General features: G+C 61.7%; 11 protein-coding genes. 9 read left to right on the forward strand and 2 right to left on the reverse strand.

Features of this window, described 5'->3' with window-relative positions:
• Positions 1–55 precede the first annotated feature (55 nt).
• The 9 genes from SGN16_RS18685 (at position 56) to SGN16_RS18725 (ending at position 10,778) form a co-directional block, all read left to right on the forward strand.
• Entirely contained in the window at positions 56–1,237 is a 1,182-nt protein-coding gene (locus tag SGN16_RS18685; RefSeq protein ID WP_335944346.1) for an MFS transporter, read from the forward strand.
• Between the two features lie 35 nt (positions 1,238–1,272).
• Positions 1,273–2,721 carry a carotenoid oxygenase family protein gene (locus tag SGN16_RS18690; RefSeq protein WP_335944347.1) on the forward strand — a complete coding sequence of 483 codons (1,449 nt, stop codon included), beginning with the start codon at positions 1,273–1,275 and terminating at the stop codon, positions 2,719–2,721.
• Positions 2,722–3,067: 346 nt separating this feature from the next.
• A complete protein-coding gene (locus tag SGN16_RS18695) occupies positions 3,068–3,919 on the forward strand; it encodes a fumarylacetoacetate hydrolase family protein (protein ID WP_335944348.1) in 852 nt (283 codons plus the stop codon).
• A gap of 3 nt (positions 3,920–3,922) precedes the next feature.
• Entirely contained in the window at positions 3,923–4,744 is an 822-nt protein-coding gene (locus tag SGN16_RS18700; protein WP_335944349.1) for an IclR family transcriptional regulator, read from the forward strand.
• A gap of 22 nt (positions 4,745–4,766) precedes the next feature.
• The gene (locus SGN16_RS18705) at positions 4,767–6,413 is read left to right on the forward strand and encodes a bifunctional 3-(3-hydroxy-phenyl)propionate/3-hydroxycinnamic acid hydroxylase (protein ID WP_335944350.1); all 1,647 of its coding nucleotides are present in this window, start codon (positions 4,767–4,769) and stop codon (positions 6,411–6,413) included.
• Between the two features lie 24 nt (positions 6,414–6,437).
• The gene (locus tag SGN16_RS18710) at positions 6,438–7,286 is read left to right on the forward strand and encodes a VOC family protein (protein ID WP_335944351.1); all 849 of its coding nucleotides are present in this window, start codon (positions 6,438–6,440) and stop codon (positions 7,284–7,286) included.
• Positions 7,287–7,359: 73 nt separating this feature from the next.
• Positions 7,360–8,838, forward strand: a complete 1,479-nt coding sequence (locus tag SGN16_RS18715; RefSeq protein ID WP_210639487.1) for an aldehyde dehydrogenase family protein — start codon at positions 7,360–7,362, stop codon at positions 8,836–8,838.
• Between the two features lie 102 nt (positions 8,839–8,940).
• Complete coding sequence (locus tag SGN16_RS18720) at positions 8,941–9,939, forward strand: helix-turn-helix domain-containing protein (protein WP_210639488.1); 999 nt, start codon at positions 8,941–8,943, stop codon at positions 9,937–9,939.
• 167 nt (positions 9,940–10,106) lie between these two features.
• Complete coding sequence (locus SGN16_RS18725) at positions 10,107–10,778, forward strand: class I SAM-dependent methyltransferase (protein WP_210639489.1); 672 nt, start codon at positions 10,107–10,109, stop codon at positions 10,776–10,778.
• Between the two features lie 51 nt (positions 10,779–10,829).
• On the opposite strand, the gene SGN16_RS18730 is transcribed toward SGN16_RS18725, so the two are convergent.
• Together SGN16_RS18730 and SGN16_RS18735 are read right to left on the reverse strand one after the other, a co-directional pair.
• On the reverse strand, positions 10,830–12,227 hold the full coding sequence (locus SGN16_RS18730; protein WP_210639490.1) for an efflux transporter outer membrane subunit: 1,398 nt from the start codon (positions 12,225–12,227) through the stop codon (positions 10,830–10,832).
• Positions 12,224–15,370 (reverse strand): efflux RND transporter permease subunit, encoded by a 3,147-nt coding sequence (locus SGN16_RS18735; protein ID WP_335944352.1) that lies wholly within the window; start codon positions 15,368–15,370, stop codon positions 12,224–12,226. The genes SGN16_RS18730 and SGN16_RS18735 overlap by 4 nt, the downstream gene beginning before the upstream one ends.
• Between the last annotated feature and the right edge of the window lie 2 nt (positions 15,371–15,372).

Here is a 15,372-nt window from a genome sequence, read left to right on the forward strand (position 1 = left end):
CTGACGTGTACGCCTGCTCACGCATGAGCAGGCCCTTTACCCGAGGTGATGCTTCATGAATGCGCTCGACTCCATCGACAGCAAAAAATCATTGGGGGCCATCTGCCTGATGATGGTCATTTCCCTGGGGACACTGCAGATCCAGCCGATCCTGGGCGGTGCCTTGATCGACCAACTCGGCCTGCCGCTCAATGCGATAGGCGCCATTTTCGCAGCCGAACTCATGGCGATGGCCATCGCCTGCGGCGTCTGCGCCCTGTTCATGGCCAGCGTCGACCGGCGCCGCTTCGCCCTGGTGGCCTTGTTGATCCTGGCAGTGGGTAACCTGGTCAGCACACAACTGCACAGCCAGGCTGGGCTGGTCATTTCCAGGATGGTCTGTGGCGCAAGCGGCGGCGCGGTCATGGCGGTGGTCTATGCCACCGCAGCACTGCGCACATCCAAGGATGCGACCTTCGCTGTCATCAACATCGGTAACCTGCTGTGGGGCATGCTACTGGTGACCACCATGCCCCTGATCCTTCAAACATTTGGCGTGAATGGGGCGTTTTCCCTATTGGCGATCACCAGCGTGCTTGCGGCGTTGGGGTGCTGGAGAGTGCCCAAGCATTACCCTGAAGCCCATCGCGCGGCCAATGGCTCTATCCAGCCATTTGGTCTCACCGCTGTGCTGTTGATCCTGCTGTTTGCCCTGCTGTTTTTCGGACACTCGGCCCTGTGGGTCTACCAGGAGCGTATCGGCAAGAGCATTGGCCTGGAGCCGCAGCAGATCGGCGGGATTCTCGGCGGCAGCATCCTTGCCGGCGCCCTGGGGGCAGGCCTGGCCGGGCTGATTGGGCGACGCCTGGGCCTGCTGTTTCCGCAACTGCTGAGCTTCGGCACGGCATTACTGGCGACGCTGATCATGGTCTATGGCACCAGCCCCGCGGCCTTTGTCACCACGGCCTGCCTGATCCACATGGTCTGGTTTTTCAGCCTGCCGTACCTGCTTTCCATGGCCGCCGAACTGGACCCTTCCGGTCGATTGGCGGGCCTGGGTAACGCGGCGATTTTCGTCGGCCAGGGACTGGGGCCGTTTGGCGCCGCACTGGTCGTTGGTGAGGGCCACTTCCGGGCGGTCGGATGGCTCGCCGCCTCGGCCTATTTACTAGCCTTGGTGATCTCGTGCCTGGTGGTTGCACGCTATCGCCGCGGCGTGAAGTCTTCCGGCCCGGCCCTGTCTCCACAATCGGTCTGAACCTGAATGAAACTGTACATTGATGAGATTGCCCGATGACTATTACATTCCCGCAAACCCCTGAGTTTTCCGGTGCTCTCTACACGCCCAGCCGTGTGGAAGCAGAGGTGTTCGACCTCGAGATCGAAGGCGTCCTGCCCGCTTCGATCAACGGGACTTTTTATCAGGTGGCGCCAGACCCGCAGTACCCACCCATGCTGGGCAACGATATCTTTTTCAACGGCGACGGTGTGGTCAGCCGCTTCAACTTTGCCAATGGCAAGGTCTCGATGCGACGCCGCTACGTGAAGACCGATCGCCTACTGGCCCAGCGCCGTGAAGGGCGTTCGCTCAACGGTGTCTATCGAAACGTCTACACCAATGACCGCCTTGCGGCGAAAAACAACACCACCGCCAATACCACCGTTGTCCCGCACAACGGCGTCCTGCTGGCGCTCAAGGAAGATGCCCTGCCCTGGGCGATGGATCTCGAAACCCTGGAGACCCTCGGCGAATGGACATTTGACGGTCAGATCAAATCCGCGACGTTCACCGCCCATCCCAAGCTCGACCCGGTGACAGGTAACCTGCTGGCCTGCAGTTATGAAGCCAAAGGCGACGGCACGCCCGACCTGGCCTATTTCGAGATCTCGCCGGACGGCAAACTGCTGCATGAAATCTGGTTCCAGGCACCTTATGCGGCCATGGTGCATGATTTCGCGGTGACTGAACGCTACGTCGTGTTCCCACTGATTCCATTGACGGTGGACGTCGAACGCATGAAAAACGGCGGGCCGCATTTCCAATGGCAACCTGACCTGCCCCAGCTGTTCGCCGTCGTGCCGCGCCATGGGCAGGCGCGGGATGTGCGCTGGTTCAAGGGCCCCAAGGACGGCTTCCAGGGGCATACGCTCAATGCGTTCGATGAGAACGACACGGTCTACGTAGACATGCCGGTCACTGGCGGAAATATCTTCTACTTCTTCCCACAGGCCGACGGTTACGTCCCGCCGCCGGAAACCCTGGCGGCCAGCCTGATGCGCTGGACCTTTGACCTGAACAGCCCCCGGGACGAGGTCGAACCGCAACCACTGACCGAGTACCCCTGCGAGTTCCCAAGGTGTGACGACCGCTACATCGGTCGAAAGTACCTGCATGGTTTCCTGCTCGCCTTCGATCCTGAGCGCCCTTACAACCCGGCGAATGGACCGATACCCTTTCAGTTCTTCAACCTGCTGGTCCATTTGAACCTGAAGACAGGCATCACCGACGCCTGGTTTCCTGGTGACAGCGGCTGCTTCCAGGAGCCCATTTTCATTCCGCGCTCTGCTGATGCGGAGGAAGGCGATGGCTACGTCGTTGCCCTGCTCAACCTCATCGCCGAGGGGCGCAGTGAGCTGGTCGTGCTGGACTCCCGTGACATGGCCAGTGGGCCCATAGCTCGCATCAGGATTCCCTTCCGGATGCGCATGTCGCTGCATGGGTGCTGGGCACCGAGCGACTGATTGGCATCGGCCCTGATGCCCGTCAAATCCCTGTGGGAGCGAGCTTGCTCGCGATGGCGGCGGTTCAGTTACATGAATATTGAGCTGGCTGGCCTCATCGCGAGCAAGCTCGCTCCCACAGGTTTAAATCCCTTTCCGACCCCTCTCACAACACCCCTGCCATCTGCGGTTGGCTGCCTGCCGCCTCCCCTTCGCTCCCCAAGTCCGCCAAGTCCGCCAAAGGTAGAGCCTCGCCAAATACACATAAATTCCATATTTTAGGATTTTTGTATAAATCCCACTTTACAGGACTTTATAGCAAGATTAGATTAACCCTCATTGCACCCTCCCTCTCCCAGGAGCCTCCATGAAACTCGCAAGCTTTATTGTCCAAGGCCGTAGCAGCTACGGTGTGGTCGAAGGTAATCAAATCATCGACCTGGAAACGCTCAAGCCCACCTTCGGCGGCGATCTCAAGCAAGCCATCGCCCACAACCGCCTGGGCGAGCTGACCCGCGAGACCCTGGCAGGCCTGCCGCGCATCCCTTTGGCTGAGGTGACGTTCCTGCCAGTGATCCCGAACCCGGGCAAAGTGCTGTGCATCGGCATCAACTACGCCACTCACGTGCGCGAAACCGGTCGGGAGATGCCGACCTATCCGATGATCTTTACCCGCTTCGCCGACAGCCAGACCGCCCACCTGCAACCCATCGTTCGCCCCAAGGCCTCCCACAAGCTTGATTTCGAAGGCGAGCTGGCTGTGGTGATCGGTAAGACGGCGCGGCACATCAAGCAAGCCGACGCCCTGGACTATGTCGCCGGTTACGCCTGCTACAACGACGGCAGCGTCCGCGATTGGCAGAAGCACACCATTCAGTTCGTACCGGGCAAGAACTTCCCGAATACCGGTGGTTTCGGCCCTTGGCTGGTGACCAGCGACGAGATCGGCGACCCACAGGACCTGGAATTGACCACCCGCCTGAACGGCCAAGTGATGCAGCACACCCGCACCAGCGACATGATTTTCAATGTGCGCCATCTGATCGAGTACTGCTCCACCTTCACCGAACTGGCGCCTGGGGACGTCATTGTGACCGGTACCACTGGCGGTGTTGGCGCATTCCGCGAGCCACCGGTGTGGATGAAACCAGGCGATGAAGTCGAGATCGAGATTGCTCGAATCGGCACTCTGCGCAACAGCATCGTGGACGAGCAATAAACCATGGATCACCCACACACCGCTGAACAACTGCCAGAACAGGAAGCCGACAGCAAAGGCTCGAGCCTGGAACGCATGTTGCGGGTGCTCGACCTGTTCACCGAAGAAAACCCGATCTGGGCGGTCGACGACATGGGCGCTGCCTTGGGTTTCACCCGTTCGACGATCTACCGCTACGTGCGTGAACTGGCCGAGGCCAACCTGTTGTTCCAGGTCGAAGCCGGACGTTATGCGCTGGGCGCCCGGATCATCACCTGGGATCGCCAATTGCGCCTGAGCGACCCGCTGGTACGCGCAGCGCAATCACTGGAGCCCAGCTTTCCGCAGTGGAACGAGCAACAAGTCTGGTTGATCTGCCGACTGTTCAAGGACCAGGTCGTGTGCATTCATCAGCACGGTGATCTGTTCAGTGAAGTCAGCTATTCGCGCGGTTCACCCAGGCCATTGTTCCTGGGGGCGACGTCCAAGGCGATCCTGGCCAACATGACCCCGCGGCAACATAACCAGCTGTTTCTGGACAACCCCGATGAGGTACGTGCCAGCCACCTGGGCCAGACCTGGGACCAGTTTCGCCGCGCGCTGCAACAACTGCGTCGCCAGGGCTATGTGGCCAGTGCAGGCGAAGTCGATCCTGGCGTCTATGGCCTCGCCGCACCGATCTTCGACGGTGATGGCAAGGTCGTCGGCAGCATCAGTTGCGTGCGCCCGATCCAAGCCCGTGACGACGTCCAGGAAGCGGCACAAGGGCAGCAGATCCTGGCCCTGGCCCAGGACCTGTCGCAGCGCATGGCGGCGCTCGCCAACCGTCCCAAGTCACTGGGCTGAGCCATCCGCAAAGGGAATAACAATGACAACCCTCAAACGTATCAACACCCAGGTACTGGTCATCGGCGCCGGCCCTACCGGACTGACCCTGGCCAACCTGCTCGGCCAGGCCGATGTCGACACCTTGATCATCGATCGCAAGCCCGGCACCGTGACCGAGCCACGGGCGGTTTCAATCGATGATGAATCCTTGCGCACCATGCAGGCCATCGGCCTGGACCAGGCCGTGCTCAAGGACGTGGTTCCCGGCTACGGCGTGCATTATTTCACCCGGCCCGGAGGCCGTTGCTTCGGTAAGGTCGAGCCGACCGGCAAGCTGTACGGCTTCCCCAAGCGCAACGCCTTTCGCCAACCGCTGTTCGAGGCCACGCTGAAGGCAGGCCTCGAACGCTTTGCCAGCCTCAAGGCATGCTTCAACCACGAACTGCTGGAATTTCATCAAGACCCTCACGGCGTGCGTGCGCTGATTCGTGACGCCGATGGCGAGCTGCTGGAAATCCAAGCAGCCTACCTGGTGGCCTGCGACGGTGGCCGCAGTCCGGTGCGCAAGCAGCTCGGGATCGAGATGGTCGGCTCGAGCTTCTCCTCGCGCTGGCTGGTGGTCGACACCGACCAGGATGACGACCCGTTCTGGCAAACCCGCGTGTATTGCGATGCCCGGCGCCCGGTGGTTGAAGTACCCGGCCCTCACCGTACGCGCCGCTTCGAGTTTCTGCTCAAAGCGGACGAAACCGATGAGCAAGTGCTCGGCGAAACCCGCCTGCAGGCGCTGCTACGCCCGTTCAAGGGTGACACGCCGGTTTCCATCGTGCGCAAGACGGTCTACACCTTCCACGCGCGGGTCGCCGAGCGCTGGCAGGTGGAGCGCGTGTTTCTCGCCGGCGACGCTGCGCACCTGACCCCGCCCTATGCCGGCCAAGGCATGAACAGCGGCGTGCGCGATGCCCACAACCTGGGCTGGAAGCTGATCGGTGTACTGAAAGGAAAAATGGCGGAAACCGCCCTGCAGTCTTACGAAAGCGAGCGGCGCGATCATGCCTGGGCATTGATCAAGCTGGCCTTGAACCTCGGTGTGGTCATGGCTCCGGCCACCGTCCTTCGCGCTCGCTTGATCAGTTCTGCGTTTGCCCTGATCGGCCTGTTGCCACCGTTGCGCGATTACTTCCTGCAGATGCGTTTCAAGCCCAAACCCCGGTTCACCAAAGGCCTGGTACTGACCGAGGGCGCCGCCGGAAAGCTGTCTTGCGGGCAGATGTTCCCGCAACCGATGCTCAGCGATGCCCAGGGCCATGAATGCCTGCTCGACGAAGCCATCGGTGCCGGTTTCGCCTTGGTTCAATACGGCGCCCCTACCCGCCAACGGATCGACGAACTCAAGCATGGTTTCTGGAACCATCTGGAAGCCAAACGCATCCTGATCCTCCCCGAGCCCATCGATGCCATGCCGGCGATTCCAGGCTGCACGGTGCTCCAGGACCGGGAAGGTTCGCTCAAGGCAATACTGGGCGATGCACACAGTTTCTTGCTGCTGCGCCCGGATCGCTATATCGCCGCCATTTTCGACAAGGCCACCGAAACGAAAGCTGCCGAATCGTTGCAGTCGCTGTTCGGCATCGCCGCGCCGAGAAGCAGCGAAATCGAGTCGGGCATCGCCCCCGTCTTTCACTGAACCTTCCAAGCCCCCGAGGTGTTTATGCAAACACTCCAGACTTCCACACCGGCACGCTTGTGCTACCTGCACCTGGCGAGCAAAGAGCCACAACGGCAAATCGATTTCTATCGGCGGTTGCTGGACATGGATAGCCTGGCGCAGGCCGACGGCAGCTGGCTACTCAGTGGCCCGCAACGCGCCATGCTCGTGTCGCCCGCCGACCACTGCGGCCTGCTGGCAGCCGCTTTTGACCTGGCAGACCAGGCTCGCCTGGGGCAATTGCGTGTTCGCCTGATCAAGAACGGTTGTGCTGTCGAAGAACTCGACTCCCCGTTGCTCGAACCGGGAGCCTTCCTGATCCGTGACCCTCAGGGCCGACAAACGATATTCGGCGTCTCGCGCGCCAATGCCCAGGCCCATCGGCCAGGCATGCCGGGGCGTTTGCAACACGTGGTGTTCCAGACCACTGAGCTGGAAGCCATGATCGATTTCTACGTCAACACGGTAGGGTTTACCGTCTCGGACAATGTCGTGGATGAGCAGACTGGCCAGCTCACGACGTGCTTCCTGCGCTCGGACGATGAGCATCACACGCTGGCGTTTTTCCGTGGTTCGAAAAACGAGTGGGATCATCACTGCTACGAAACCAACGAATGGAACGACATTCGCGACTGGGGTGATCGCTTCGCCAAGGAGCGCATCACCCTCTTCTTCGGCCCTGGCCGGCACGGGCCGGGTAACAACCTGTTCTTCATGGTGGTCGATGCCGATCGCAATCGCCTGGAGTTCTCGGCCGAGCTGGAAGTCACCGATGCCTCGCGCCAACCCGGCGTCTGGCCCCAGGAGGAATACACACTCAATTCCTGGGGACGTGCCTGGATCCGCAGCTGAGCACTTTTCGCCCACAACGTTGGCCCCCTCAACCTCTTGAACGACGCAATCACCTGCCGCCAAAGGTAAGAATATGACCACTCAACAGCTGGCCCCCTACGCCATCAATGGCGATCAATACATCAACGGCACCTGGCGTACCGGTCGCTCCGCACGACGCCTGGACGACCGCAACCCGTTCAACGGCGAACAACTACTGGAAATGCCACTGGCCTCGATCGACGATCTCGATGACGCCTACCAGGCGGCCCATCGAGCACAAACGGCGTGGGCCCAACTGCACCCGACACAACGTAGCGCATACCTTGAAAAACTCGCCCAGGTCATCCAGGACCGTCGTGACGAAATCATCGACTGGCTGATTGGTGAATCGGGCAGCACCCGAATCAAGGCGAGCATGGAATGGCAGTTCACGCTCAACCTTGTGCGCGAGTGCACAAGCATGCCGATGCAGGTCGAGGGACGCATCCTCACCAGCTACAAGCCCGGCGAACAGAGCTTTGTGTTTCGCGAGCCACTGGGCGTGGTGGGCGTGATCAGCCCATGGAATTTCCCGTTGTACCTGAGCATGCGTTCGGTGGTGCCGGCACTGGCGCTGGGTAACACCATCGTGCTCAAGCCTGCCAGCGACACGGCGGTGACCGGCGGCCTGCTGATTGCCCACCTGTTCGAAGAAGCCGGCTTCCCCGAGGGCTCGCTCAACGTCGTGGTCGGTGCCGGTTCGGAGATTGGCGACGCCTTCGTCGCGCACCCGGTACCGAGCCTGATTTCCTTCACCGGCTCGACGGATGTGGGTCGCAATGTCGGCCGTATTGCCACCGGCGGCAAACACATCAAGCGTGTCGCCCTCGAGCTGGGCGGCAACGCACCACTGGTGGTGCTGGACGACGCGGATGTTGAAATAGCCGCCCACGCTGCCGTGGTCGGACGCTTCCTGCACCAAGGGCAAATCTGCATGAGCGTCAACCGGGTGATCGTCGACCGCTCGCGGTATGCCGACTTCGCCGCGCTGGTGGTGGAACGCGTGCGCAACCTCAAGACCGGCGACCCGGCCAAGGCCGACACGGTGATCGGGCCGGTGGTCAATCAGAGCCAGCTCGATGGCCTGTTGCGTAAAATCGATGGAGCCCAGAGCGCCGGCCTCAAGCAGCTTTGTGGTGGCCCGGCATCCGGGCTGGTGCTGCCTGCCCATGTCTTCGGTGAAGTGGGGGCCGATCAGGAACTGGCCCGCGATGAAACGTTCGGGCCTTTGCTGCCGCTGCTGATCGCCGAGAACGAAGCTCACGCCCTGGCGTTGGCGAACGCCAGCGAATATGGCCTGTCCAGCGCGGTGTTCACCCGGGACATGGCCCGAGGCTTGAACTTCTCCCGCGGCATCGTGGCCGGGATGACCCATATCAACGACATCACGGTCGATGACCAACCCAACGCGCCCTTCGGCGGGGAAAAGAACTCCGGGCTCGGCCGCTTCAACGGTCACTATGCCCTGGACGAATTCACCCGTGCCCATTGGGTCACCTGGCAGCCCGGAAGCCATCAATATCCCTTTTGATCAATAACCTTTTGGATCACTAACCCGCATGGACGCAGCCAGGATTGGGCAAGTTGACCTCTTTGCCCAATCCACAAAAAAATAAGAACCAGAGGCGCCAAAATGACCCATTTAGCCTGTGTGTCCACTGATCAGGTTGTGCGTTCCGATCGGCTGATGAAGTGGAAAGAATTCATGAGCGACCACCTGGGACGCACGCCGGACTATATAAAACGCCTGGAGTCGACCTTCATAGACCCCTTGCATGACAGCAACTTCCAGGGCCGGCTGGAGTATGGCGACCTGGGTCAGCTGCGGTTCTGTCGAATGACCGCCAGCGCCCATCGTTACTCACGCCACTTGAGCAAAGCCATCGACTCGCTCGACACACCGCGCATGTTGATCATGCAGATTGCGGGGGTCAGCCATTTCGAGCAGGGGCAACAACGCAGCGTACTGGCGCCTGACGAAATGCTCCTGGTGGACTGCGGCAAACCTTTCGACGTGACCAGCACCCAAGGCTGCGAGCACTTCATCCTGCTGTTCCAGGGCTCCCCCGGACAGCTGGCGCAAACCGGCGACATGCACCTTAACGGTCGCAACGGCCTGGGCCGAATGCTGATGCACCTGATCAGCGATGCCTACAACCAATACCCCTTGCTCAACAACCACTCGGCCGGGCTGATCGGCGACAGCATCACGGGGCTGCTGGATAACGCTCTGAAAAACAAACAGGAAGAAAAGCAACTCGAACACGACTTTCGCTTCTTCAAGCAGAACCGCCTCAAGGCGTATATCGAACGTCACCTGGCCGACCGCGATCTGACCATCGAGCGCATCGCCAACGCCGAACAGTGTTCGGTACGCAGCCTGCACCGGGCGTTCCAGGATGAGCTGGGATGCAGCGTCAGCGAGTACATCTGGCAGCGGCGCCTGGCCCGCTGTGCCGAAGACCTGCGCAGCCGGGAACATGCCCATCGCTCGCTCACCGAGATCGCCTATGCCTGGGGCTATGGCAGCAGCTCCCACTTCAGCCGGCATTTCAAATCGACGTTCGGCATGTCGCCTCGGCTGTTCCGGGAAACCGCGAGCGACAGCCGGGTGAAATCGACGGCGGCCTGAGTAAGCTTCTGCGCTCAAAGCCTCCAGAAGAGAGGGGGAATGAAACCGCTGCCAACCAGGGCGCCAAGGTTGACCGTTGGTCGAGAGCAAAATAGGGTAACAGGCCGCCCACCAGCATCGTGACCTAGTATCAACCCAGGTTCGGCTGGACAACGCAGGAGATCGACATGCCCGCCTCCGAATCCAGCCTCCTCCAGAGCTGGCAGCACAACGCCCAATCGTGGATCGAGGCGATCCGCACCGGCACCCTCGAGAGCCGCGTCAAAGTCACCGACCAAGCCATCCTGTTGGCGGTACTGAGCCGTCAACCCGAGCGTGTGCTCGACCTGGGGTGCGGCGAGGGCTGGCTGTTGCGGGCCTTGGCCGAACGGGGCATCGAGGCGGTCGGCGTGGACGGCGATGCAACGCTGGTCGAGGCTGCGCGGGCCGCCGGCTCTTCGCCGGTGCATCTGGCAAGCTACGAAGCGCTGGCGCAGGCCACGGTGGACATCGGTCGCAACTACGACCTGATCTGCGCCAACTTCGCCCTGCTGCACCAGGACATCATCCCGCTGCTCACCGCCATGAACGCCCTGCTCGCCCCTGGCGGCACGCTGGTGATCCAGACACTGCACCCGTGGGCCGCTGCGGCGGGCAACTACCAGGACGGTTGGCGAGAAGAAACCTTCGCCGGCTTCCAGGGGCAATGGCAACCCATGCCCTGGTACTTTCGCACCTTGTCCAGTTGGCTCAATGCCCTGGATATGGCCGGCTTTCGACTGGCCGGCCTGCAGGAGCCGCAACACCCGCAAAGCACGGCACCGCAGTCGTTGCTACTGGTGGCCGAGCCGCAAGGTTGAACGCCACGGCGAACTGCTCTTCAGGGGTGCTCGACGCCTCTGAAGGTCGGTTCAGTTCCAGCCGCCCCCCATTACCTTGTACAGCGTCACGCGGTTGCTCTGTTCGGTCAGGCGCAAGCTGATCAAGTCCTGCTGCGCGCTGTACAGCGAGCGCTGGGCATCCAGGGCTTCGAGATAGCTCTGGGAACCACCCCGGTATAAGGCGTCGGACAGTTCGAAGCTCTTGCGGCTGGCGTCGGTCAACGCCTGCTGGGCCTCGATGCGCCTATCCAGGGTGCTGCGTACCGCCAGGGCATCGGCCACTTCCTTGAACGCGCTTTGCAGCGTCTGCTGGTAAGTCTGCACCTGAATCTCGCGCTCGGTCTTGGCCGCGTCCAGCGTCGCACGATTGCTGCCGCCGTCGAAGATCGGCAGGCTGACGCTCGGAGCAAACGACCAGGCGCCACTGCCGGACTTGAACAGGCTGGACAAGGCCGAACTGGAAGAACCGGCACTGGCCGTCAGGCTGATGCTTGGGAAGAACGCCGCACGGGCCGCGCCGATGTCGATATTGGCTGACTTGAGGGTGTGTTCGGCGGCCAATACATCCGGACGCCGTTGCAGCAGGCTGGAAGGCAGCTCGGCCGGTACCTGGACCAGCGCCGCAGCCGATTCCAGGGTCGAGCCTGGCAGCAGTTCTTCGGGAACATCACTGCCCACCAGCAGGCGCAGGGCATTGCGATCCTGGAGAATCTGGCTTTCATACTCCGCCGCGTCGGCCCGGGCTGACTCCACGGTGGTTTGCGCCTGGGCCACGGACAGACCGGAGGAACCACCCAGCGCGTGGCTGCGCTGGGTCAATTCGTAGGTCGCCAGCTGGCTGCGCAAGGTCTCTTGGGCCAGGTGCAGCCGCTCGTTGTCCGCCGCCAGGGTCAACCAGGCCGTGGCCACTTCGGCCACCAGGCTGATCTGCGTGCTACGCCGGGTTTCGGTCAGGGCCAGATAGTCTTCCAGGGCTTCGTCCTGAAGGTTTTGCACCCGACCGAACAGATCCACTTCATAACTGCTCAGCCCCAGTTGCGCGCTGTAGTCATGGGTGGTGGTCGCCGAGCCACTGTTGGACAACGAACCAGGCGTACGGCTGTGAGTGCCACTGACACTGGCATCGATCGACGGTAACGACTCAGCGCGCTGGATGCGGTATTGCGCCTGGGCCTTTTCGACGTTCAAGGCGGCCAGGCGCAGGTCGCGATTGTTGCTCAGCGCCAGGGTCTGCAAGCGCGCCAGACGGCTGTCAGTGAAAAACTGTTGCCACTCGATATCGGCGGCCACCTGCCCTTTGGGTGTGCTGGCGGGCGCCAGCCATTGCTCGGCGACCGGCGCCTCCGGGCGCTCATACTGCGGCGCCAGATTGATGCAGCCACCGAGCAGCGCGAGAACGGCCAGCAAAGGCCAGCGAAACTTGATCATGCGTCACCTGCCTGGGTGGTTGGAACAGAAGTCGAAGCCGTGGAAACCCGGGAAAAACGCCGGCGAATCTGCACGAAAAACAAGGGTACGAAGAAGATCCCCAACAGCGTGGCGGACAACATGCCACCCAGCACACCGGTACCAATGGCCTGGCGTCCGGCGGAACCTGCGCCGCTACTCAGGGCCAGGGGCAATACGCCGAACATGAAGGCCAGGGACGTCATGAGAATCGGCCGCAGGCGTTGGCGCACCGCGATCAACGTCGCCTCGCGCAGGCTGTTGCCCTGCTCTTGCAGGTGCTTGGCGAACTCGACGATCAGAATCGCGTTCTTGGCCGCCAACCCCACGGTGGTCAATAGCCCGACCTGGAAGTAGACGTCGTTGCTCAAGCCACTGACTCGGGTGGCCAGCACCGCGCCCACCACGCCCAACGGCACCACCAGCATCACCGAGAAAGGCACCGACCAACTCTCATAGAGCGCGGCCAGGCACAGGAACACAAACAGCACCGATATCCCGTACAGCAACGGTGCCTGCGAACCGGAAAGGCGCAGTTGATAGGACTGCCCGGTCCACTCGTAACCGATGCCTTGCGGCAATTGCTTGATAATCGCTTCCACCGCGTCCATGGCGTCCCCGGAACTGACCCCAGGCGCCGGGTCGCCGACCACCTCCAACGACGCGTTGCCGTTGTAGCGCTCCAGCAACGGCGAGCCGTAGCTCCAGGCACTGCTGGCGAACGAGGAAAAAGGCACCATCTCGTTGTTGCTGTTGCGCACGAACCAATGCTCCAGGTCGGCCGCCTGCATCCGTGCGGCAGCCTCGCCCTGGACGTAGACCTTCTTCACCCGGCCCTGGTTGAGGAAATCATTGACGTAAGTGCCGCCCAACGCCGTGGACAGCGTGGTGTTGATGTCGCTGGTGCTCAGGCTCAACGCCCCGGCCTTGCGATCATCGATGCTGACCTTGAGCTGTGGGGCGTCGTCCAGGCCATTGCTGCGTACGCCGAGCAAGCGAGGGTCCTGGTTGGCCAGCTCGATAAGTTTTTCCCGCGCCGCCACCAGCGTGTCGTGCCCCAGGCCGGCGAGGTCCTTGAGTTGCAGGTCGAAGCCGGATGTCTGTCCCATCCCACGCACGGCCGGCGGTTGCATGACGAACACATTGGCATCGCCGATGCTCGACAGCGCCATGGTCGCGCGCTGGGCAATGGACGCCGCATCCTGCCCTGCCCCCGTGCGCTCGCTCCAGTCCTTGAGCCGGATAAACGCGCGGGCGCTGTTCTGGCTGTTGCCGTTCATGCCCAGGCCGGAAATGCTGATCAGCGCTTCGACTTCCGGTTGTTCGAGCAGGTAGCTTTCGAATTGCTTGACCACCGCTTGAGTGCGGCTGTCCGTGGCCCCTACTGGCAACTGCACCTGAGCCATGAGAATGCCCTGATCTTCATCTGGCAGGAACGAGGTCGGCAGGCTCAGATAACCGGCGCCCATCACCAGCACCACCAGCCCATACACCAGCCAGCTGAGGCGCCCGCGCTGCAAAATCCCACCCACCTGGCGTTTATAGGCCTCGGCAGTGCGCTCGAACGTGCGGTTGAACCAGCCGAAAAAGCCGCCTTGGGCGCCATGGTCCTGGCCATCGGACGGTTTGAGCAGGGTCGCGCACAATGCCGGCGTCAGCGTCATCGCGACCAGCACCGAGAGCACCATGGCCGAGACGATGGTGACCGAAAACTGCCGGTAGATGACCCCGGTAGAGCCGCCAAAAAATGCCATGGGAATGAACACTGCGCTGAGCACCAGGGCGATGCCGACCAGGGCGCTGGTGATTTCATCCATCGACTGGCGCGTGGCATCCAGGGCCGACAGGCCCTTCTCGCCCATCACCCGCTCGACGTTCTCCACCACCACAATCGCGTCGTCCACCAACAGGCCGATGGCCAGGACCATGGCGAACATGGTCAGGGTGTTGATCGAGTAACCGAACAGCGCCAGCACGCCAAACGTACCAAGCAGCACCACCGGCACGGTGATCGCCGGGATCAGCGTGGCCCGCAGGTTCTGCAAGAAAAGGAACATGATCAGCACGACCAGGACAATGGCCTCGCCCAAGGACTTGACCACCTCTTCGATGGACAGGCTGACAAAGGGCGTGGTGTCGTAGGCGATAACGTTCTTAAGCTGCATTTCCGTGGGGTAGAACGGCTCCAGCTCCTTGAGCTTGGCTTTCACCGCCTCGCCCACATTCAGGGCATTGGCCCCGGCGGCGAGCTGTACGCCCATGGCAGCGGCGGGTTTACCGTTAAGGGCGGAGGTTACGTCGTAGCTTTCACTGCCCAATTCAACCCGTGCTACATCCCCAAGCAACACCACCGCACCGTTACTGGTGGACTTGACCACGACATTGCGAAACTCTTCGACGGTTTGCAGCTTGCTGCGGGCGCTGATAGTGGCGTTCAACTGCTGGCCCTTCACCGCCGGCATGGCGCCGAGCTGACCGGCGGAGACCTCAGTGTTCTGCGCCTCCAGGGCGCTGCTGATATCCGAGGGCATCAGCGCGTACTTTTCCAGCTGGGCCGGGTCCAGCCAGATGCGCATGGCATAGCCCGAACCCAAGGTCTGCACATCACCAACACCGTCGATGCGGCTGATGGAATCGAGCAAGGTACTGGAGATATAGTCGCCAATCTGGGTGCCGGTGACGCTCGGGTTGTCGGACGCCAGGGCGGCAATCATCAGGAAGTCCGAACCGCCCTTGGTCACGGTCAACCCCTCGCTTTGCACCGACTGCGGCAACCTCGACTCGGCCTGTTGCAGCTTGTTCTGCACCTGCATCTGGGCCACGTCCGGGTTAGTGCCGGCGGTGAAGGTCAGGCTGATGCTGGCACTGCCGTCCGAACTGCTGGAGGCCGACATGTAGGTTAGATTGTCCAGGCCTTTCATCTGCTGTTCGATGACCTGGGTCACCGAGTCTTCCACGGTCTTGGCCGAGGCGCCGGTGTAGGTGGCGGAGATACGCACCGTCGGCGGCGCGATGTCCGGGTACTGCTCCAAGGGCAACTGGCTGATGGACAAGGCGCCGGCGAGCATGATGACAATGGCGATGACCCAGGCAAAGATCGGTCGGTCGATAAAGAAGCGCGCCATGG

The sequence above is a fragment of the Pseudomonas sp. G166 genome (assembly GCF_037027455.2).
Taxonomy (GTDB): Bacteria; Pseudomonadota; Gammaproteobacteria; order Pseudomonadales; family Pseudomonadaceae; genus Aquipseudomonas.

Bases quoted from the DNA above. Each gene is read 5' to 3' on its own strand.
- SGN16_RS18690 (WP_335944347.1), top strand. From the start codon at position 1,273: ATGACTATTACATTCCCGCAAACCCCTGAGTTTTCCGGTGCTCTCTAC.
- SGN16_RS18685 (WP_335944346.1), top strand. From the start codon at position 56: ATGAATGCGCTCGACTCCATCGACAGCAAAAAATCATTGGGGGCCATC.
- SGN16_RS18720 (WP_210639488.1), top strand. From the start codon at position 8,941: ATGACCCATTTAGCCTGTGTGTCCACTGATCAGGTTGTGCGTTCCGAT.
- SGN16_RS18710 (WP_335944351.1), top strand. From the start codon at position 6,438: ATGCAAACACTCCAGACTTCCACACCGGCACGCTTGTGCTACCTGCAC.
- SGN16_RS18715 (WP_210639487.1), top strand. From the start codon at position 7,360: ATGACCACTCAACAGCTGGCCCCCTACGCCATCAATGGCGATCAATAC.
- SGN16_RS18725 (WP_210639489.1), top strand. From the start codon at position 10,107: ATGCCCGCCTCCGAATCCAGCCTCCTCCAGAGCTGGCAGCACAACGCC.
- SGN16_RS18705 (WP_335944350.1), top strand. From the start codon at position 4,767: ATGACAACCCTCAAACGTATCAACACCCAGGTACTGGTCATCGGCGCC.
- SGN16_RS18700 (WP_335944349.1), top strand. From the start codon at position 3,923: ATGGATCACCCACACACCGCTGAACAACTGCCAGAACAGGAAGCCGAC.
- SGN16_RS18735 (WP_335944352.1), bottom strand. From the start codon at position 15,370: ATGGCGCGCTTCTTTATCGACCGACCGATCTTTGCCTGGGTCATCGCC.
- SGN16_RS18695 (WP_335944348.1), top strand. From the start codon at position 3,068: ATGAAACTCGCAAGCTTTATTGTCCAAGGCCGTAGCAGCTACGGTGTG.
- SGN16_RS18730 (WP_210639490.1), bottom strand. From the start codon at position 12,227: ATGATCAAGTTTCGCTGGCCTTTGCTGGCCGTTCTCGCGCTGCTCGGT.